At 69.1% G+C, this 22,649-nt stretch carries 3 protein-coding genes (1 of these 3 cut by a window edge); all 3 read right to left on the minus strand.

Going from position 1 to position 22,649, the window contains the following annotated elements; all coding sequences use genetic code 11:
* Positions 1-20,683: the beginning of a non-ribosomal peptide synthase/polyketide synthase gene (locus AB0B25_RS02915; RefSeq protein ID WP_357173767.1), read on the minus strand. 23,657 nt of this gene lie to the left of the window's left edge; only the first 20,683 of its 44,340 coding nucleotides appear in the window; it begins with the start codon at positions 20,681-20,683; its stop codon lies off the left edge, out of view.
* A 355-nt stretch (positions 20,684-21,038) separates the two neighbouring features.
* Positions 21,039-21,788, minus strand: a complete 750-nt coding sequence (cobM, locus tag AB0B25_RS02920; protein ID WP_357173770.1) for a precorrin-4 C(11)-methyltransferase — start codon at positions 21,786-21,788, stop codon at positions 21,039-21,041.
* Positions 21,789-21,946: 158 nt separating this feature from the next.
* Positions 21,947-22,372 carry a PPOX class F420-dependent oxidoreductase gene (locus AB0B25_RS02925; protein ID WP_357173773.1) on the minus strand — a complete coding sequence of 142 codons (426 nt, stop codon included), beginning with the start codon at positions 22,370-22,372 and terminating at the stop codon, positions 21,947-21,949.
* Positions 22,373-22,649 lie beyond the last annotated feature (277 nt).

Here is a 22,649-nt window from a genome sequence, read left to right on the forward strand (position 1 = left end):
CGCCCTCGGAGACCCGGCCGAGGTAGTTGAAACTCACCTGGCCGGGCAGGTCGCGGGGCAGTTCGGGCGCGGTGTCGGCGTTCAGGTAGCGCAGCAGACCGTAACCGAGGCCCTTGTCCGGAACCGCGAGCAGTTGCTCCTTGATCGCCTTGACGGCCGTCGCGAGCGCGGGCCCGCCGGTGAACGCGGCATCGATGTCGATACCGGACAGATCGACCCGGACCGGGTAGATCGCGGTGAACCAGCCGACGGTGCGTGACAGATCCGCACCGGGCGCTAGGTCCTCTTCGCGGCCGTGGCCTTCGAGCCGCAGCAGCAGCGAGTCGTCGCCGCGGGCGCCGACCCGGCGGGCGCGCCACTTCGCGGTGGCCAACGCGAGCGCGGTGAGCAGCCCGTCGTTCACGCCGCCGTGGAACAGCGCGGGGACGGTGGTGAGCAACGCTTTCGTGACCTCGGCGGACACCTGGACCTGGAGCTTCTCGACGACGCCCGACGTATCGATCGCCGGATCCATCGGACGCTCGGTCAGCAGCGGATCGGCGGTGCCGACCACCGAACGCCAGTAGTCGAGTTCGGCGACCCGCTCGGCGCTGGCAGCCTCGCGCTGCAGTGCATGCGCCCAGGCCCGCATCGAGGTGGCCGGTGCGACCAACTCGGGCGCCTGGCCCGCGGTGCGCTGCCCCCAGGCGGTGACGAAGTCCGGCACCAAGATGCGCCAGGAGACACCGTCCACCACCACGTGATGCGCGACCACGATCAGGCGTCCGGCACGATCGGCGGACGAGGGCTCCAGCCAAACGAAGCGGACGACCACACCGGCGGCGGGATCGAGCCGGTCCAACGACGCGTCCAGTGCGGCCGAGGCGATCTCGACCAGCTCGGCGTCCCCGACACCCGCGTCGAACTCGGTGCGGTCGATCAGCGCGTCCACGTCGACCGTTCCCGGCGCGGCGGTCTCGACGACCCACTCGTCGCCGGCGCGGCGCAGGCTCGCCCGCAGCATGTCGTGCCGGTCGATGACCGCGCCCACCGTCGCCGCGATGCCCGCCTGATCGATGCCGACCGGAAGTTCCAGCGCGAGCGTCTGGTTGAACCGACCGAACGACCCACCACGCTCGGCCATGAAACGGACCACCGGCGTCAACGGCATCGTGCCGACTCCGCCACCTGGCAGTTCGGCGAGCGTCACGGCGGACGCCTCGGCCGCCTCGGCGGTTTCGGCGACCGCGGCCAAGCCCGCCACGGTGCGCTGCTCGAAAACGTGGCGCGGCGTGAACACCACACCGCGCGCCTTGGCCCTGGAGACCAGCTGGATGGAGACGATGCTGTCGCCGCCGAGCGCGAAGAACGAGTCGTCCATGCCGACCCGCTCCAGACCGAGCACCTCGGCGAATACCTCGGCGATCGTCTGCTCGACCGGCGTGCGGGCGGCGCGGAACACGACCTCGGTCGCGAACACCGGCTCCGGCAACGCCTTTCGGTCCAGCTTGCCCACCGGAGTGAGCGGGACATGGTCGATCACCATGATCGACGAAGGCACCATGTACGCGGGCAGCCGATCCTCGACATGAGCGGTCAGCGCCGACACATCGATCGAACGGCCTTGCGCCGCTACCACATACGACACCAGCGACGTCGCGCCCGCGACATTCTTGTGTCCGAGGGTGACCGCGAAGTCCACCGTCTCGTGCGCGGCGAGCGCGGCGTCGATTTCGCCGAGTTCGATGCGGAAACCGCGCACCTTCACCTGGAAATCGGAGCGGCCGACATATTCGACCTCGCCGGTGCTCGTCCAGCGCACGACGTCACCGGTGCGGTACATCCGCGCGCCGGGTACCGACGGGTTGGCGACGAAACGCTCGGCCGACAGCCCCGGCCGCGCGTGGTAGCCGCGAGCCAGCTGGACGCCCGATAGATACAGCTCACCTGCGACACCCACCGGAACCGGCCTGAGCTGGTCGTCCAGGATGAGCGACTGCATGCCGCGGATCGGACCGCCGATGGTGATCCGAGCACCGGGCGCCAGCGGATCGCTGATGTTCGTCATGATCGTGGTCTCGGTCGGACCGTAACCGTTGTGGAAACGGCGGCCCGAACCATCCGGTGCGCCACCCCACTTGAGAACCAGATCGGCGGGCACGGCCTCACCACCGGCCACGATCACCCGCATATCGGCCAGCGCGGCCGAATCCAACGAGGCGAGCACCGACGGGGTGAGGAACGCGTGCGTGACCCGCTCGGCCTGGATCAGTTCGGACAGCTCCTCGCCGCCGTACACGCCGGGCGGGCAGACCACCAAGGTGCCACCGCGGCCGATCGCGAGCAGGAACTCCAGGATCGAGGCGTCGAAGCTCGGCGAGGCGAAATGCAATGCGCGCGTGTCGGAATCGACGTCGTAGCGTGCGTTCTGCTCATCGCGGAAATTGGCGAGGCCGGCGTGGGTGACCACGACGCCCTTAGGTACACCGGTGGAACCCGAGGTGTAGATGACGTAGGCCGGGTGCTCCGGACGCACCGGTCGCACTCGATCCGCGTCGGTGACCGCTGCGTCGGAGAATTCGGCGAGATCCAGCTCGTCGAGCACCAGCCACTCGACCGAATCCGGCAGTTCGGCACGAACCGACGCCACCGTGAGGCCGACCGGGGAACCCGAGTCCGTGACCATGTGGGCGATGCGATCGGCCGGGTAGGCCGGGTCGATCGGCACGAACGCCGCGCCGGACCTGGCTACCGCCCACTCCGCGAAATACGACTCGTCCGACCGCGGCACGGCGACCGCCACCAGATCCTCGGTGCCGATGCCTCGGGCGATCAGCAAGCGAGCCAGGCGGTTCGACCGCGTGTCCAGCTCGCCATAGGACACACTTCTCCCCTGGAACACCACCGCGGGCGCGTGCGGGTCGATGGCGACGGCCTCGGCGAGCAACTCCGGCAGAGTCCGCGCCGGGGTGGCCGCAGCGCCGGTGCGGGCGAGAAGATCGGCTCGTTCGGCGGCGTCGAGAACGTCGATGGCGCCGACGGTGATCGCCGGGTCGGCCGCGATGGCCGCCAGCACGCGCTGCCACCGCTGCACGATCCGTGCCGCGGTGGACTCGTCGAACAGCTCGGTGGCGTAGGTGAGCGCCAATGCCATGGCGCCGGAGCCGGATTCCCCGCGCTCCGACAGCGTGAACTGCAGGTCGAAGCGCGCGACTTTTTCTTCCAGGTCCAGTGCGGACACCGACAGACCCGGCAGCTGCAGGGTAGCGCGCTCCAGGTTCTGGAACGCCAGCATCACCTGGAACAGCGGGTTGCGTGCCTGGGAGCGCTCCGGCGCGAGCAGTTCCACCAGTCGCTCGAACGGGACGTCGGCATTGCCGTACGCGTCCAGGTCGGTGCGGCGCACCCGGTCGAGCAGTTCGCCGAACGATTCCGCCGCATCGATTCCGGTGCGCAGCACCAGCGTATTGACGAACATGCCGACCAAGTCGTCGAGCGCGGCCTCGCCGCGCCCCGCGATCGGGGTGCCGACCGCGATGTCGTCGCCGCCGGACAGTCGCGAGAGCAGGACGGCCAGGGCGCCGTGCATCACCATGAACAGCGAGGCCCCGCGCTCGCGCGCGACGGCTTCCAGCGCGGCGACCAGCTCGCCGAACAGCTCGCTGTGCACCGTCGCACCGCGGTGCGAGGCGATCGCCGGACGCGGGCGATCCACGGGCAACGCCAGTTCGTCCGGAATACCGTCGAGCGCGCGCTGCCAATGCGCGACCTGTCTGGCCAGCAGAGACTCGGGATCGGCTTCGGCGCCGAGGATCTCGCGCTGCCAGATCGCGAAGTCGGCGTACTGCACCGTCAACGGCGCCCAACCGGGCGCGCTGTCCTGGGCGCGCGCCGTGTAGGCGGTCATCACGTCTCGGGTCAGCGGCCCCATCGAGAAGCCGTCTGCCGCGATGTGGTGCACCACCACCACCAGCACATGCTCGTTCGGCCCGGCCGCGTACAGCCGGGTGCGCAGCGGAACCTGTTCGGCCACATCGAATCCGGCGCCGGCGAACGCGGTCACCGCCGCGGTCAGCTCGGTCGGCGCCACCGGCACCGCGTGCAGGTCGAGGGTGATGTCCTCGGCGGGGACGATCACCTGGACGGGGCTGCCGCCGTGTTCCGGGTAGCGGGTGCGCAGCGACTCGTGTCTGCGCACCACATCGGCGACCGCGAGCCGCAGCGCGGCAACGTCGAGCGCGCCGGTCAGCCGAATGGCGATGGGCAGGTTATAGGCGGCGGAAGTGGTGTCGTACTTGTTCAGGAACCACATGCGCTGCTGCGCGAACGACAGCGGCACCAGTTCGTCGGCCGAACGCTGCCGCGCGACCAGACGGGCCCGCGCGTCGCCGTCGGCATGCGATTCCACCCGTGCGGCAAGCGCTTCCACGGTGGACGCCTCGAACAGCGCGCGCACCGCGACGGACACGCCGAGTGCCGCGCCGATCCGGGCGACCACCCTGGTCGCGATGAGCGAGTTACCGCCGAGGTCGAAGAAGTCGTCGTCCACGCCGACCCGCTCCAGGCCGAGCACGTCGGCGAACACCGCCGCCACCGTCTCCTGCACCGGGGTGACCGGCGCGCGGAACGCGCGAGCCTGCGCCGTCGGCGCGGGCAGCGCCCGACGGTCCAGCTTTCCGTTGACGGTCAGCGGAATCCATTCCAACCGCACCAGCGCCGAGGGCACCATGTACGCCGGCAGCCGCTCGGCGGCGCCGTCGCGGACCACGTCGAGCACCGGCTCGACATCGGGTTCGGCGACCACATAGGCCACGATCCGCTGATCACCGGGCTGGTCCTCCCGCACGATGACCGCCGCCTGGGCAATCCCGGGTTGCGCGAGGACCGCCGATTCGATCTCGCCGAGTTCGATCCGGAAGCCACGCACCTTCACCTGGTCGTCGGCGCGGCCCAGGTACTCCAGCTCGCCGAAGCGGTTCCAACGCGCGAGGTCGCCGGAGCGGTACAGCCGCGAGCCCGCGGCCTCCGCACCCGCCATCGGGTTGGCGACGAAGCGGGTGGCCGACAGATCGGGCCGGCCGAGATAACCGCGGGCCAATTGCGGTCCCGCCACGTACATTTCGCCCGCCACCCCGATCGGGACCGGTCGCAGCCTGCTGTCGAGCACGTAGACCTGCAGACCCGCCACGGCGCGGCCGACCACGCTGCCCGAGGCGGCGGCGATGGTCGCGGCATCCAGCGCGCGGTAGGACACGTGCACCGTGGTCTCGGTGATGCCGTACATGTTGACCAGCAGCGGCGAGCCGGAGCGGCCGTCGGCTCCCGCGCCGTGGCGCGCCACCCAGTCCGACAGCCTGCGCAACTCGAGCGCCTCGCCGCCGAACACGACGTAACGCAGCGCCAGCGGCGCCGCGTCCGCCGCCGCGTTCCGGTCCGCCTCCGCCAGCTGATAGAAGGCCGACGGCGTCTGGTTGAGCACCGTGACCCGCTCGGTGCGCAGCAGCTCCAGGAACTGCTCGGGCGATCGCGAGGTGTAGTAGTCGACCACCACGAGGGTGCCGCCGAACAGCAGCGGACCCCACAGCTCCCACACCGAGAAGTCGAAGGCGTAACTGTGGAACAGCGTCCACACATCGTCGGGTCCGAATCCGAAGTCCCGGTCGGTATTGGCGAACAGCCGCACCACATTTCGGTGCGCGACCGCGACGCCCTTGGGTCGGCCGGTCGAGCCGGAGGTGTAGATCACGTAGGCGACATTGTCCGGCGTGAGCGCGGCCACCCGGTCGGCGTCGGTGATCGGCCCGTCGTCGGCGTCCTCCACATTGCCGGTCTCGACCGCGAACCCGTCGAGCACGACGGCGGGCAGTTCGTCCGGAACGGTCACCTGGACCGTGGAATCGAGGATCACGCTGGTCGGCCGGGAATCGGCCAGCACGTAGGCGATCCGGTCGGCCGGGTAGGTCGGATCGACCGGCACGTAGCCCGCGCCGGTCTTCACCACGGCCAGCAGCGCGACAACCAGGTCGAGCGAACGCGGCAGGATCACCGCGACCAGCGCTTCCGGTCCCGCACCGTCGGCGATCAGCCGACGCGCCAGCACGTTCGCCCGCCGGTCCAGCTCGGCGTAGGTCAGCGTCTCCACGCCGAAACGGGCCGCGATGCGGTGCGGGTGCGCGGCGACCGCCGCGTCGAACACCGTCACCAGCGTGGCGCCCCGGTCCGCGAACGCGGCCGTCCGGACCTCGGCAACGGTTTTCCGGTGCCGCTCCGCGGCGACCCGGACCACCGGCTCCGTCGCCCGCGCCACGCTGTCGGCGCCGGAGGACACCCAGCGCTGCGCGACATCGAGGCGCTCGGACTCGCCGAGCAGATCGATGTCGCCGATCGCGATCCGCGGATCATCGGCGACGCCACGCAGAATGCGCACCAGACGGTCCGCGAAGGCGGCCACCGTCTCCGGGTCGAACAGTTCGGTGGCGTAGTTCCAGGACAGCGCCAGCCCGCCGTCGGCGATCTCGCCGACCGTGAGCTGGACGTCGAACTTGGCAGTGCCCGCGTCGAATTCGACGATCTCCACGTCGAGGCCGGACAGCGACACGACGCCGAGCTCGGAAGCGGACGCTGCCTCGAAAGTCAGCGCGACCTGGAACAGCGGGTGGTGCGCCTGCGAGCGCGTCGGGCTGATGACGTCCACCAGCCGCTCGAACGGCACGTCGGCGTTGGCGAAGGCGGCCAAGTCGGTGCGGCGCACCTGGTCGAGCAGTTCGCCGAAGGTGGCGGCCGGATCGACCTCGCTGCGCAGCACCAACGTGTTGACGAACATGCCGACGATATCGTCGAGCGCGCGTTCGCCACGGCCCGCGATCGGCGTGCCGATCGCGATATCGGTGCTGTTGGACAACCTGCCCGCCCAGGCGGCGAGCGCGGCGTGCACGACCATGAACAGCGTCACGCCGTGAGTGCGGGCCAGCTCGGCCAACGCGTCGTGCAACTCGGCGTCGATCGAGAAGCTGTGTGTACCACCGGCATTGGAGGCGATCTCCGGGCGCGGACGGTCCGCGGGCAGCTCGATCTGGTCGGGCAGGTCCCGCAGCTGCTCGGTCCAGTACGCGATCTGGCGCGCGGCGACGGAGTGCGCGTCGTCCTCGGCGCCCAGAACGTCGCGCTGCCACAGCGCGTAGTCGGCGTACTGCACCTCGAGCGGGGCCCAGGAGGGGACTTCACCGCGGGTGCGCTCGGTGTAGGCGAGCACCACGTCACGCAACAGCGGTCGCAGCGAGAAGCCGTCGGCGCTGATGTGGTGCATGACCAGAACCAGCACGTGGTCGGTCGCGGACCGGGCGAGCAGGCTGGCCCGGAACCCGATCTCCTCGGTCACGTCGAAACCGACGCTCGCGAGTTCGACGATCCGCGCGGGCAGTTCCGCCGCGGCGACGGGTTCGGCGGTCAGGTCGATCGCCACCTCGGCGGCGGACCGGACGCGCTGGTAGCCGATCCCCGCTACCTCGGGATAGACGGTGCGCAGCGCTTCGTGCCGCGCGAGCACGTCGCCGAGCGCCGCGCCGAGCGCGGCCACATCGAGGTCACCGGTCAGGCCGAGCGCCACCGGGATGTTGTTCACCGCGGTGCGGCTGTCGAACCGGTTGAGGAACCACATCCGCTGCTGCGCGAGCGACAGCGGCACCAGTTGCGCCGTCTCACCGGTCGGCAGCGGCACCGGAGCCGGGCGCTGCCGCGCTGTCAACGGCGCTCGGCCACCCTGTCCGGCAGCCGATTCCACCTTCGCGGCCAGCGCGACGACGGTGGACGCCTCGAACAGCGTGCGCACCGGAACCTGGGTGTCGAGCGCCTCGCCGAGCCGGGCCGCCACCTGAGTGGCGACCAGCGAGTTGCCGCCGAGTTCGAAGAAATCGTCGTCCAGGCCGACGCGGTCGACGCCGAGTACCTCGGCGAACGTGTCGGCCACGATCTCCTGTACCGGGGTGGCCGGCGCCCGGAACACCTTGGCCTCGAACACCGGCGCGGGCAGCGCCTTGCGATCCAACTTGCCGGAGGCATTCAACGGGAACTCATCGAGCACCACGTAGGCCGACGGCACCATGTACGCGGGCAGCTGCGCGCTGAGTTCAGCCCGCACCGAGTCGACGTCGGCCACACGGTCCGGATCCGCCACCAGATAGGCGACCAGTTGGTCGCCGAGCCGATCATCCGAACGCACCACCACGACCGCCTGCGCGATGGACTCCAACGCCGTCAGCGCCGACTCGATCTCACCCAACTCGATCCGCAGACCACGCAACTTCACCTGGAAATCGGTACGACCCAGATACTCCAGCTCACCACCGGCCGTCCAGGCCACCAGGTCACCGGTGCGGTACATCCGGGCGCCGTCGCCGAACGGATTGGCCACGAAACGCTCGGTCGTCAGGTCGGGGCGGGCCACGTAGCCGTGGGCGAGTTGTGCGCCCGCCAGATACAGCTCGCCCGGCACGCCGGCAGGCACCGGCCGTAGCCGCGAATCCAGCACGTACACCTGCGTGTTGAACACCGGAGCACCGATCGGCACCGACACGGTGTCAGCGTCGGTCACCTCGTGATACGTGACATCGACCGCAGCCTCGGTCGGACCATACAGGTTGTGCAGACGCGCACCGGTCAACTCACGCAACCGCTGCGCCGTGACCGCGGGCAACGCCTCACCGGACGCGAAAACATTACGCAGACTTGCACATTCGTCGGCGTGGCGCTCCGCACCGGCCGCCTGCGCCCGCCCGGACCGACCCGCGGACTCCGCCAACGAACTCACGAACACCGATAGCATCGACGGCACGAAATGCGCCGTAGTGACCCGCTCCTCGGTGATCAACTGCGCCAGATAGGCGGGATCGCGGTGCCCGTCCGGCTTCGCGACCACCAAACGCGCACCGACCTGCAAGGGCCAGAAGAACTCCCACACCGACACGTCGAACGTCGCCGGCGTCTTCTGCAGCACCACATCGTAAGCCGCAAGACCATACTCGGCATGCATCCACACCAAGCGGTTCACGATCGCGGCATGCGAGACCGCCACACCCTTCGGACGACCGGTCGAACCCGACGTGAAGATCACATACGCCGTGTTGGCCGGACGCAACGGCTTGTGCCGATCCGCGTCGGTCAGGGGCGCGTCCGCGAACTCCGACAGGTCGAGCCGGTCGATACGCACCTGCCGGGAGGCGGTCGTCGCCAGATCGGAACCGGAGGTCAGCACGCACACCGGTCGTGCGGTTTCCAGAATGTAGTCGGTGCGCTCAGCCGGATGATCCGGGTCCAGCGGCACGTACGCACCGCCCGCGACGTTCACCGCGTACATGCCGACCACGAGGTCGATCGAGCGGCGCATGCCCAGCGCCACATACGATTCCGGGCCGACGCCGTTGCGCTTCAACCAGCGCGCCAGTCGATGCACTCGGCCGGCGAACTCGGCATAGGACAGACTTGTCCCCTCGAAGGTCACCGCGTCTCGGTCCGGCGTGCGCGCCACCTGCGCCTCGAACAGCGAAACCAGGGTTGCCGCGGCATCGCCCACCGGCGACGTGAGCGCGGCGTCGACCGAGAATTCCGTGGCGTTCCACCGCTCGATCACCAGCGATCGTTCGGCGGCGTCCAGCAGGTCGATGTCGCCGACCGCGACCGACGGCTCGGCGGCGACGCCGCGCAGCGCGCGGACGAAGCGCTCGGCGAACGTCGAGGCGAACGGGCCGTCGAAAAGGTCGCTGGCGTAGACGAGTTCGGCGTCCATCGCGGTCTGAACACCGGGCACCTCGCTCAGCGTCAGCTGCAGGTCGAACTTCGCAGTCGGCTGGTCGAGGCTCAGCTCGGAGACGGTGAGACCGGGCAACTCCAGCGAGGTGCGCCCGAGGTTCTGGAACGACAGCATCACCTGGAACAGCGGGTGACGCGCCTGCGAGCGGACCGGGTTGAGCACCTCGACCAGCCGCTCGAACGGCACGTCCGCGTGCGCGAAGGCCTGCAGGTCGCGCTCGCGCACCTGGGCGAGCAGGTCGGTGAACGACTCGGCGGCGTCCACCTGGGCGCGCAGCACCAGGGTGTTGACGAACATGCCGACCAGGTCGTCGAGGGCCTGCTGGCCACGCCCGGCCACCGGGATGCCGATAGCGATGTCGTCGGAGCCGCTCAACCGGGCCAGCAGTGCGGCGAAGGCACTGTGCACCACCATGAACAGCGTGGTGCCGTGCGTGTGCGCGACCCGGTTCAGCTCGTCGATCAGCTCGCCCGGCACGCGGAACCGATGCGTACCCGCCTGATAGGACGCGACGGCGGGCCGGGGGCGGCCGGCCAGTCGCAGCTCCTCCGGCAGGCCCGCGAGCGCCTCGCGCCAGTAGTCGAGTTGCTCGGAGATCAGCGAAGTCGGATCGTCCTCGGAACCGAGCGTGTCACGCTGCCACAGCGCGAAGTCGACGTACTGCACCGCCAGTGGCGGCCAGCCCGGCTCGGACGCCGAGGTGCGCGCCACATAGGCGGTCATCAGATCACGCACCAGCGGCCGCATCGAGAACCCGTCCGCGGCGATGTGGTGCACCACCACGACCAGAACATAGTCGTCCGCGCCGAGCCGGTAAGCACGCAGGCGCACCGGCGGTTCGGCGGTGATGTCGAAGCCACGCTCGACGAATTCGTAGAGCGCGCCGAGCAGTCGGCCTTCGGCGACCGGCACGATCTCCAGGTCCGGGATGGCTCTGGTCGCCGGCAGCACCCGCTGATAGGCGACGCCGTCTCGGGACGGGTAGATGGTACGCAGCGATTCATGCCGCGCCACCACGTCGGAGACCGCGCCGCGCAGCGCGTCCAGATCGAGCACGCCTTCGAGTTGGACCGCGGCCGGAATGTTGTTCGCGGCGGAGTCGGCGTCGAAACGGTTGAGGAACCACATCCGCTGCTGCGCGAGCGACAACGGCGGGTGGTCGGGACGGGTCTGTGCCGTGAGGGCTCGGCGCGCACCGGTACCCGCGTGCGACTCGACTCTGGCGGCCAGCGCGCCGACGGTCGGCGCCTCGAACAGCGCGCGCACCCCGACCTCGGTGTTCAACGCCGCGCTCAGGCGGGCGACCACCTGGGTGGCCACCAGCGAGTTGCCGCCCAGCTCGAAGAAGTCGTCGTCCACACCGACGCGCGACACACCGACCAGCTCGGCGAACACCTCTGCCACGATCTCTTCGATCGGGGTGGACGGTGCACGGAACACCTTGGCCTCGAACACCGGCGCGGGCAGCGCCTTACGGTCCAGCTTGCCGGAGGCGTTGACCGGGAAGGTGTCCAACACCATCAGCGCCGCCGGGATCATGTAACCCGGCAGTGACGCGGCGATCGCGGCCTTCACCTGGTCACCGTCGACGATCGCGTCCGCCTCGGCGACAACGTAACCCACCAGCTGGTCGCCCGCGTGCGCGTCGGAACGCAGTACGACGACCGATTGCGCGACCCCGGGTTGCGCGAGCAACGCGGCTTCGATCTCGCCCAGCTCGATGCGCAGGCCACGCAATTTCACCTGGAAGTCGGTGCGGCCCAGATACTCCAGCTCACCGTCGGGAGTCCAGGTGACGAGGTCACCGGTGCGGTACATCCGCGCACCGGTGACGCCGTACGGGTTTGCCACGAATCGATCCGCGGTCAGGTCCGCGCGACCGAGGTAGCCCAGCGCCAGCTGATCGCCCGCCAGATACAGCTCACCCGCGACACCCGGTGCGACCGGGTGCAGACGGCTGTCGAGGACGAAAACCTGGGTGTTCCATACCGGGCGTCCGATCGGCACCGACACGGTATCCGCGTCCGTCGCTTCGTGATACGTCACGTCGACGGCGGCTTCGGTCGGGCCGTACAGGTTGTGCAACCGGGCGCCGGTCAGCTCGCGCAGCCGGGCCGCGGTCGGCGCGGGCAGCGCCTCACCCGAGGCGAACACCTGCCGCAAACGCGGCGCGGCCAGGCCCTCGCCGTTCTCGTTGCCGAGCGTAGCCACGAACACCGACAGCATGGACGGCACGAAATGCGCTGTCGTGATGCCCTTGTCGGCGATGATCTGGGACAGGTACACCGGGTCGCGGTGTCCGTCGGGGCGCGCGATGATCAGCCGGGCACCGGTCTGCAAGGGCCAGAAGAACTCCCACACCGACACGTCGAACGTGGCGGGCGTCTTCTGCAGTACCGCGTCCTCGGGGCCGATCGGATATTCGTGCTGCATCCACCGCAGGCGGTTGACGATCGCGGCGTGACCGACCGCCACGCCTTTCGGGCGGCCGGTCGACCCCGACGTGAAGATCACGTACGCGATGTTCTCCGGCCGAAGGGGTTGCGTGCGTTCACTGTCGGCGATCGGCGCGCCGCTGGAGTCCGCGTATCCCGGAACCCCTTCGATGCCCTCGACCGGGAGCGCCGTCACCTGCGGCGGCAGCTCGAGGTCGAATCCGTCCGCCGAGCGATACAGCACGATCCGTGGCCGCGCGGTCTCGATAATGTAGTTGACCCGGTCCGCGGGCTGATCGGGGTCCAACGGGACGTAGGCGGCGCCGGTCTGCGCCACCGCGTACATCGCGACGACCAGTTCCGTCGAACGCCGGATCGCCAGCGCCACCAGCGATCCCGGCCCGACGCCCGCGCCGATCAGCTGCCTGGCGATGCGGTTGGCCCGCTGCTGCAGTTCGCGATAGGTGAGCCATTCGTCTTCGAAGTCCAATGCGACCGCGTCCGGCGTCGCCGCCACCTGCGCATCGAACAGCGAGACCAGCGTATCGGCGCCCACCGGGTGCGCATTGTCGTTCCAGTCGACCAGGACCCGCGCGTGCTCGGCCGGCGTGAGCAGGTCGATATCGCCGACCGGCACATTCGGGTCGGCGGTGACGGCCGCGAGAATACGATCCAGGCGTCGCGCGAACGCGGCGACTGTCGCCTCGTCGAACAGGTCGAGAGCGTAGGAGAACTCGGCCGACATCCCCGCCGCGTCACCCTGTTCGTCCTGGGTCTCCGAGAGCGTCAGTTGCAGGTCGAACTTGGCGAGCCGGGCATCGTAGTCGATGCCGTTGACCGAGAGGCCGGGCAACTCCAGGCCGGCCTGCCTGGTGTTCTGGAAGGTCAGCATGACCTGGAACAGTGGGTGTCTGGCCTGCGAGCGGGCCGGGTTGAGCACCTCGACCAGCCGCTCGAAGGGCACATCCGCGTGCGCGAAGGCGTGTAGGTCGGTCTCGCGGGCCGTGGCGAGCAGATCGACGAAGCTGGACGCGCCGTCCACCTTGGTGCGCAGCACGAGGGTGTTGACGAACATGCCGATCAGGTCGTCCAGCGCGGCCTCGCCGCGGCCGGCGACCGGTGTACCGATGGCGATGTCGTCGGTACCGCTTGCCCTGGCCAGCAGTACCGCGAGCGCGCTGTGCAGCACCATGAACAGCGAGGCGTTGTGCCTACGGCCCAGTTCGACCAACCCGCGCTGCGTCTCGCCGGAGATCACGAACGGGTAGGTCCCGCCGCGGTAGGAGGCGACAGCGGGACGCGGCCGATCCGACGGCAGCACCAATTCGTCCGGTAGGTCGGCGAGTTCGCGTGTCCAGTACCGGATCTGGGTGGAGATCAGCGAGCTCGGGTCGTCTTCGGAGCCGAGCACTTCGCGTTGCCACAGCGCGTAGTCCGCATACTGCACCGGCAATGCCGACCAGGCCGGCGCCTCCCACGAGGTGCGGGCGGCGTACGCCACCATGACATCGCGGGCCAGCGGGCCCATCGACCAGCCGTCGGCCGAGATGTGATGCACCACCATGCTGAGCACATACTCGGTCTCGCTGATCTCGAACAGTCGTGCGTGCAGCGGCACTTCGCTGGTCACGTCGAACGCCATCGAGGCGAGTTCGACCAAATGGTCGATCAGGTTGTGTTCGGTCACCGGCACCGGGGTCAGGTCCGGCACGATCTGTGCGGCGTCCAGCACCACCTGGACCGGACCGCTGTTGGTCTCTGGGAAGACCGTGCGCAGTGACTCGTGCCGGTCGATCACGTCGATGACCGCGACCTGCAGCGCGGCGATATCCAGATCGCCGGACAGCCGGATGGCGACCGGGATGTTGTTCACCGCCGAGGCGGTGTCGAACCGGTTGAGGAACCACATGCGCTGCTGCGCGAGCGACAGCGGCACCTCGTCCGGACGATGCCGGGCGACCAGCGCCTTGCGCGCGCCGTCCCCGGCGTGCGACTCCACCCGTGCGGCGAGCGCGGCGACGGTGGACGCCTCGAACAGCATGCGCACCGGCACCCGGGTGTCCAGCGCGATGCCCAGCCGAGAGGCGACCTGCGTCGCGATCAGCGAGTTGCCGCCGAGCTCGAAGAAGTCGTCGTCGACGCCGACCCGGGTGATGCCGAGCACCTCGCCGAAGATCTGCGCGACGATCTCCTCGATCGGCGTGGTGGGAGCACGGAACTCACGCACCTCGAACACCGGCGCGGGCAGGGCCTTGCGGTCGAGTTTGCCGGAGGGGTTGAGGGGCAGCGACTCGAGCACCACGATCGCCGACGGCACCATGTAGGCGGGCAGGGTGCGATGCAGAACATTCTTGATGTTGTCGATGTCGACCGGTCCGCCGGGCGTGACCACATAGGCGACCAACTGGTCGCCTGCGACGGTATCGATGACCAGTACCACGGCCTGGGTGACCGCGGAGTGCTCGAGCAGGGCGGTCTCGATCTCGCCGAGCTCGATGCGCTGACCGCGGAACTTGACCTGGAAGTCGGTGCGGCCGATGTACTCCAGCACACCGGCGTTGCCCACCTCGGGATCGCGCGGTTGCACCCAGCGCACCAGGTCACCGGTCCGGTACAGGCGGGAGCCGGGCGCACCGAACGGGTCGGCGACAAACCGTTCCGCGGACAGGTCGGCGCGACCGTAGTAGCCGCGGGCGGTCTGCGCACCGCCCAGATACAGCTCGCCGGGCACGCCGACCGGAACCGGGTTCAGGCCCTCGTCCAAGACGTAGGTCTGCGCGTTCCACACCGGGCGCCCGATCGGCACCGTGCTGGGTGCGACTTCGTTGAGATGCCAGGCGGTGGCGTGCACGGTGAACTCGGTGGGTCCGTACAGGTTGTGCACCGCGGCGGTGGAGAACTGCCGGAACGCGGTGACCGTGGCGGGCGGCAGCGCCTCACCGGCGACGAGAACCGCACGCAGCGACGCGCATTCGGCCGACGACGCGGCGCCCGCGAACACCGAGAGCATCGAGGGCACGAACGAGGTCATGGTGACCCGGTGCCGTCCGATGATCTCCGAGAGATACATCGGGTCGCGGTGGCCGTCGGGGGCGGCGATCACCATGCGCGCGCCGACGGCCAGGGTGCCGAACAGCTCCCACACCGACACGTCGAACGTGACCGGCGTCTTCTGCAGGATCACGTCGGCCGGGTTGATCCGGTACTCCGCGGTGATCCAGGCGATCTGATTGACCACGCTGGCATGGCTCACCGCGACGCCCTTGGGGCGCCCGGTGGACCCGGAGGTGTAGAGCACGTAGGCCGTGTTCGCCGGGCGCAGCGGCGCGCGGCGCTCGGCATCGGTAACCGGTTCGTCGCCGAACTCACCCAGTTCCAGAGTGTCCAAGGCGAGCACCGGCACATCGGCGGCGGTGACGTTGTCCGCGGTGGTGGTCAGCACACAGACCGGTGCCGAGCTGGCCAGCACGTAGTCCGTGCGCTCGGCCGGGTGGTCCGGGTCGATCGGCACGTATCCGCCGCCCGCGGTCATGGTGGCGTAGAGGGCGACCAGCATGTCCACCGACCGGCGGATACCGACGGCGACCAGCGACTCCGGACCGACGCCCTCGGCGATCAGCTTGCGCGCCAGGCGATTCACGCGCGCCGCGAACTCGGCGTAGGTCAGCGTGGTCTGCGGACCGAGCACGGCTGCGGCGCGCCCTGCGCCGTCGAACACCACGGCGATATCGTCGGGTCGCGACCGCACCTGCTGCTCGAACAGTTCGAGCACGCTGGTCGCGGGCACCTCGTAGCCGGTGCGATTCCATTCGGTCAGCACCATGGCGCGTTCGGCGTCGTCGAGAATCTCGATGTCGCGAACCGTGACATCCGGTGCGGAGACGGCGGCTTCGAGTACGCGCAGATAGCGCCGCCCGAATTCGGTGACCGTCGCAGCGTCGAACAGGTCGGTGGCGAACGAGATCACGGCCGCCATGCCGGCGGGTTCACCTCGCGCGCCGCGCTCCTCGGTGACGGTCCACTGCAGGTCGAACTTGGCGATGTCGACCTCGAGCTCGTCGGCGGTGGCCGAGAACCCCGGCAGTTCCAGGGCCGCGTGCGACATCTCCTGGAACGACAGCATCACCTGGAACAACGGGTGGCGCGCCTGCGAGCGGGTCGGGTTGAGCACCTCGACCAGTCGCTCGAACGGCACGTCCGAGAAGGCGAACGCGGCGAGATCGGTTTCCCGTGTCCTGGTGAGGAAGTCGGCGAACCGCTCGCTGCCGTCCACCTCCGAGCGCAGCACCAGGGTGTTGACGAACATGCCGATCACGTCATCGAGCGCCTGCTCGCCACGCCCGGCCACCGGGGTTCCGATGGCAATGTCGCCGGTGCCGGACAACCGCGCCAGCAGCACCGCCAGCGAGGCGTGCATGACCATGAACAGACTGACGCCCTGGGCGCGGGCCAGCGCGACCAGTCGTTCGTGCAGCGCGACGTCGACCTCGAAGCTCACTCGACTGCCGTGGAAGCTCTGCACCGAGGGGCGTGGGCGATCCGCGGGCAGGTCGAGCTGATCCGGTAGACCCGCCAAAGCCCGCCGCCAATAGGCGATTTCGCGGGCGGCCATGGAGGCGGGATCGGACTCGGCGCCGAGCAGCTCGCGCTGCCAGACGCTGAAGTCCTGGTACTGCACCGGTAGCGGGGCCCAGCTCGGCGCCTCGCCCGCGGCGCGGGCCAGGTAGGCCGAGGCCACGTCGCGCGCCAGCGGGCCGAACGAGAAACCGTCGGCCGCGATGTGGTGCACCACGAACGCGACCGCGTAGTCGGCCACCCCGTCGCCGCGCGCACCGGAGACCGCGAAGATCCGAACCCTGATCGGCAACTCGCGCGACACGTCGAACCCGCGCGCGGCGAATTCGGCCAGCGCACCGGGCAGTACAGCTTCGTCGATCGGCTGCACCTCGATGCCGAGGTGCACTTGATCGACCGGCAGCACCTGCTGATACCCACCGTCGCCGGACTCCGGGAAAATCGTGCGCAGCGACTGCTGGCGCTCGACCACGTCGAGCAGCGCGGCCTGCAATGCCTCCGCATCCACGGTGCCGCGCAACCGCACCACGAACGGCAGGTTGTAGGTCGGCACGGTCGGGTCGAACTGGTTGATGAACCACATGCGCTGCTGCGCGAGCGACAGCGGAACCCGTTCCGGCAGCTGCTGGGCCACCAGCGGCGGGCGGGCGGCGTCGGTGGGGGCGGCATTCTCCGCACGCGCCGCGATGCCGGCGACGGTCGGGGTCTCGAACAGCGCGCGCACCCCGATCTGGGTGCCGAAGGCCGCGCCGATCCGTGCCACCACTTGGGTCGCGACCAGCGAGTTACCGCCGAGGTCGAAGAAGTTGTCGTCGATGCCGATCCGGTCCTGGCTCAGCACATCGGCGAAGATGCCTGCCACGATCTGCTCGGCCTGGGTGCGTGCCGCCCGGAATCCGCCCGCGTCGGCACTGAACACCGGCTCCGGCAGGGCCTTACGGTCCAGTTTGCCGCTGGTGTTGAGCGGGAAGGCGTCCAGCACCATGATGGACGCGGGCACCATGTAGCTCGGCAGTTGCTCCGCCGCGAACCTGCTCAGCTCCACCGGATCGACGGCCCGGCCGGGCGCCGCGACGACGTAGGCGACCAGCTGCTGGCCGGTGGCCGTGTCCACGACCAACACCACCGCCTGACTGACGGCGGGATGGGCGAGCAGATCGGTCTCGATCTCACCGAGCTCGATGCGCTGGCCGCGGAATTTCACCTGGAAGTCGGTGCGGCCGATGTATTCCAGCGTTCCCGCGTCGTTCCAGCGCACCAGGTCGCCGGTGCGATACATCCGCTCGCCCGTCGAGGACAGCGGGTTGGCGACGAACCGATCCGAGGTCAGGTCCGGGCGGCCGCGGTAGCCGCGGGCCAGTTGGCGTCCGCCGAGGTACAGCTCCCCCGGCGCGCCGATCGCGGCCGGACGCAGCCGCGAATCCAGCACATAGACCTCGACATTCCACTCCGGGATGCCGATCGGCACGGTCACCGTGTCGGCGGCGGTCGCCTCCCAGTAGGTCACCGAGACCGCGGCCTCGGTCGGGCCGTACAGGTTGTGCAACCCGGCCGGCGCGCAACCCGCGGCGCGACCATCGGCGGTGATCGCCCTGAACTTCGCGGCCGTCTCCGGCGGCAGCGCCTCACCGATCACGAAAACCGCGCGCAGCGTGGCGCATTGGGCCGGGGTGGCGTGCTCGACGAATACCGTGAGCATGGAGGGAACGAAGTCGGTCACGGTGACCCCGTGCCGTTCGATCATGTCCGCGACGTACAGCGGGTCGCGATGGCCGTCCGGCGACGCGATGATCAGCGCGGCGCCCACCATCAGCGGAAGGAAATAACCCCACAGCGACACGTCGAACGTGGTCGCGGTTTTCTGCAGGTAGACGTCCTCGGCGGTCAGCCGGTACTCGTCGAGCATCCACAGCTGCTGGTTGACGATCGCGTGGTGGGTGACCGCGACGCCCTTGGGCCGACCGGTCGAACCCGAGGTGTAGATGACGTAGGCGGTGTTGCCCGGCAGTAGCGGAGCGAGTCGGTCGGTGTCAGCGATCGGGGCGTGCGAGTATTCCGACACGTCCAGCGTGTCGATCTCCACCCGGCGCACCGTGTCGGGCAACTCCAGATCATCCGAGGACAGCGTCAGCACGCACACCGGAGCGGCACTGTCGAGGATGTAGGCGGTGCGATCGGCCGGATGATCCGGATCGATCGGCACATACGCGCCACCGGCCTTCAGTACCGCGTGCATACCGATCACCAGCTCCAGCGAGCGGCGCAGACCCAGCGCGACCAGCGACTCCGGGCCGACGCCATCGGCGATCAGAAACCGGGCCAGCCGGTTGACCCGCGCGTCGAACTCCGCGTAGGTCAGCGTCGCGCCCTCGAAATCGAGCGCGACGTTGTCCGGGGTGAGCGGTATCTGCGCATCGAGCAGCGCCGCGAGCGTGGTATCCGGTACCTCCTGCTCGGAGTCGTTCCACTCCAGCAGCGTCCGATCGCGCTCGTCGGAGGTGGTGACCTGCAGACCCCACACCGCCGAATCCGGGTCGGCGGCGAGGAAGCGATCGAAGAACTCGAGGAAGCGGCCGTGCTGCCGGTGTGCCTCGTCCTCGGTGTAGAGATTCGGGTTGGTCTCGAAGTCGATATGCGAACGGGTGCCCCCGACCGAGCGGTAGAAGTTGACGCCGAGGTCCTCGATGCTGCCGGTGGACAGCACGCTGAGTTGGCCGACGATCGGCCCGAGCGCCAGCTGGTCGTGGAACAACATGATGTTGACCCACGGCCCGAAGAACTGGGTGGTCACCACACCGTCGCCAGCCGCGTCCCGGCGGATGTCCTCGTGCCGGTACCGCTGGTGGCGCAGCGCGCCGGACACCTCGACCTGGACCTGCCCGAGCAACTCGGTCACTGTGGTCTCGTGGCCCACGTGCAGCCGCAGCGGCACGATGTTCGACGACACGCCGCCGGAGCGGCGCATCGCGGCGGTGGTACGTGCGGTCACCGGCAGACTGAGGATGACGTCTTGGACGCCGTTCCACTGCGCCAGATATGCCGCGAATCCCGCGAGCAGCAATCCCGCCGGCGACGAATCGTGCCGCGCGACAGCCGCCTCCAGCAGCGCGTTCTGTTCGTCGGACAATGCGGCGCTGGCGATGCCGTTGATCGCCGCGGGCGGCGCGGAGCGACCGGTCAGGCTGGTGCCTTCCTCCAGCCCCGCGACCCGCTCGGCCCAGTATTCCCGGTCGGAAGCGAAACGGGCGCTGCCGCGGTAGGCGATCTCTTGCTCGTAGAGTGTGTGCAGGTCGGTGGACTTTGCCGCGTCCGGCTCGACGCCACCGACGTACGCCGTGTACAGCTCAGCGATCCGGTTGACGAAGGTCATGGAGCCGAAGCCGTCGAAGGCGATGTGGTGCGCCCGCGAATACCAGTACCAGTGATCGTCGGACAGCCGCAGCGCCGCGGATTTGACCAGTCGGTCGGTGGTCAGATCGAGGGGGCGGCTGTACTCCGCGCGCATCCACCCCTGCGCGGCCGCTTCCGGATCATCGTTGTCACGCAGGTCGACATACTCGACGCCGTCGTAGGCGCCGATGCTGTGGTCGACGAACTGCAACGGCTGCCCGTCGTGCTCGATGATGCGCAGGAACCCGGAGCCCATCTCGTGCGACGCGTCGACGCTGGCGCGCGACAGCAGCTCTACATCGAGCTCGCCGCGCAGGTCGACGTACTGCGCGATGTTGACCGGCACCTGCGGGTCGACATGCTGCGCATACCAGATGCCCAGCTGGGCAGGAGACAACGGGAAGGTTCCGGGCGGCAGCAGGCCGGGTTCCGCCCCAGTACCCGCGTGTGCCCGTTCGCCACCAGTTTCGCCGTTTCCGCCGAAATCCAGCCGGTCCAACCGTAACCTCGCTTCCGGAACACCACGCAAGCGCTCCCCGACGACACCCGGAGGGGACGCTCACCTATCCAAGCGTGGCGCCTGCATCTCCGGGTTCAATTCTCATATCAATCAGGCAAAAAATGTTCATTCGAACTATCTGTTCAAGGCCGACCTCGTTACATGAGCTCGACCGTGCCCAACGCCCTCCGACCGGCTCTGCCGGGACTGTCATTGCGAATCACCGGATCAATCTACCGTCGCGGTAGGCGCCCGACCAACCAACCGCCATAGCTGATAGACATCACCACAGGCAGCGGCGTTGTGGTGGCCCTGTTGTCGTTCTCACATCGCGGACCGGCGTGGCATCCGGCGGTCAGGATCGACGCAGGCGAGCCGGATCGTAGAGGTGGGATCCGGCGCAGGACTGGGTGGACGACAGCGCACGCCCCACCATGATCACCGCGGCCTGCCGCAACCCCACGTCTTCGACCTGGTCGGCGATGTCGGCCAGGGTACCGCGCAGGACCAGTTGCCCGGGTTGGCTGGCGCGATAGACAACGGCGACCGGGCAGTCCGGGCCGTAGTCGGCGGTGAGTTCGGCGGCAAGCGCGCGCACTCGGGTGATGGCCAAATGCAGCACCAGGGTGGCGCCGGTGGTCGCGAAATTCGCCAGGGCCTCGCGCTCGGGCATGGCGGTCGAACGGGCCTGGGTGCGGGTGAGCACGACCGACTGCACTAGTTCCGGCACGGTCAACTCGGCGCCGAGCAACGCTGCCGCGGCGGCGTAGGCGGGCACTCCGGGCGTGACGTCCCAGGAGATGCCGTACGCGTCGAGCCTGCGGGTCTGCTCGGCCAGCGCCGAATACAGCGACGGATCCCCTGAGCACAACCGGGCCACATCGTCACCTGCCGTGTCCGCACGCACCAAGTGGTCCGTGATCTGGTCGAGGTCGAGGTGCTGGGTGTCGATCAGTTCGGCCTCGGGCGCGCAATACGCCAGCACATCCGGATCCAGGTAGGTGCCGGCGAACAAACACACAGGCGCGGTGCGCAACAACTCGACCGCACGCACTGTCAGCAGGTCGGCCGCGCCCGGTCCGGCCCCGATGAAATGCACGGTCATACTCGCGAGTCTATGCCCGTCCCGCTCCCCGACCGCTCGTCCGCGACGACCGCCGCACACACCGACGGACCACCCCAAGGGTCATCACAGCGGGGGCGCCGCGCGGGCAGAGCGCGCCCCGGGCAGCGCGCCGACGGGCGAGCGTCGGCGCGGACGGATCAACCGATCGCGTCGAAGTGGGCGATCACCTTCGAAGGCCGCAATCGGACCACCAGTTCCCCAGGCACTCCATTGCGCTTTCCGAATTCCTCGGCCCGATCCGCACCCACATACCGTCCGGCGATCTCGGTGGCGATCCGCAGCAGTTCGTCCGGGTCCTCCGAGAGCGTCACGCTGCCCTGCACTTGGACCGACGGGTACGGCGGTCCCTCCGCGTCGACGCACACCGCGACGCGCCCGTCCCTGGCGAACGCCTTGCCTTTACTCGAAGACTTACCCGTATTGAAGACCAGTTCGTCGCCGTCGACGATGAACCACACCGGCGTCACCATCGGCCTTCCGTCGGCGGTGACGAACGCCACCTTGCCCGTCCGGGTGCCGTGGCTGAGGAACTCGCGCACATCGGGATCCACAAGTGAGGCCATCCGCCCACCCTAGGTCGTCTTCGCTGTCGCGGCGGCCACCGACTAGGTATGTCGCGAGGACTTCCGGATCGCGGCCCGCGGTCCGCAACGAACACCGCCATGCCCGCACCGAACAGAACGACGCCGGGCAGCACCCCGATCGAATACGAACCGTGCGCGTCGATCCGGGCCAGCAGCACCGATCCGGCGGCGACGAGTAACAGCCCGATCGTCATCGGTAGGCGTGCACCGTGCCGCTGCGCCCACTGCCCGACCCAGGCCGACGACACCGGCATGA

The sequence above is a fragment of the Nocardia sp. NPDC049190 genome (genome assembly GCF_040648115.1).
Classification (GTDB): domain Bacteria; phylum Actinomycetota; class Actinomycetes; order Mycobacteriales; family Mycobacteriaceae; genus Nocardia.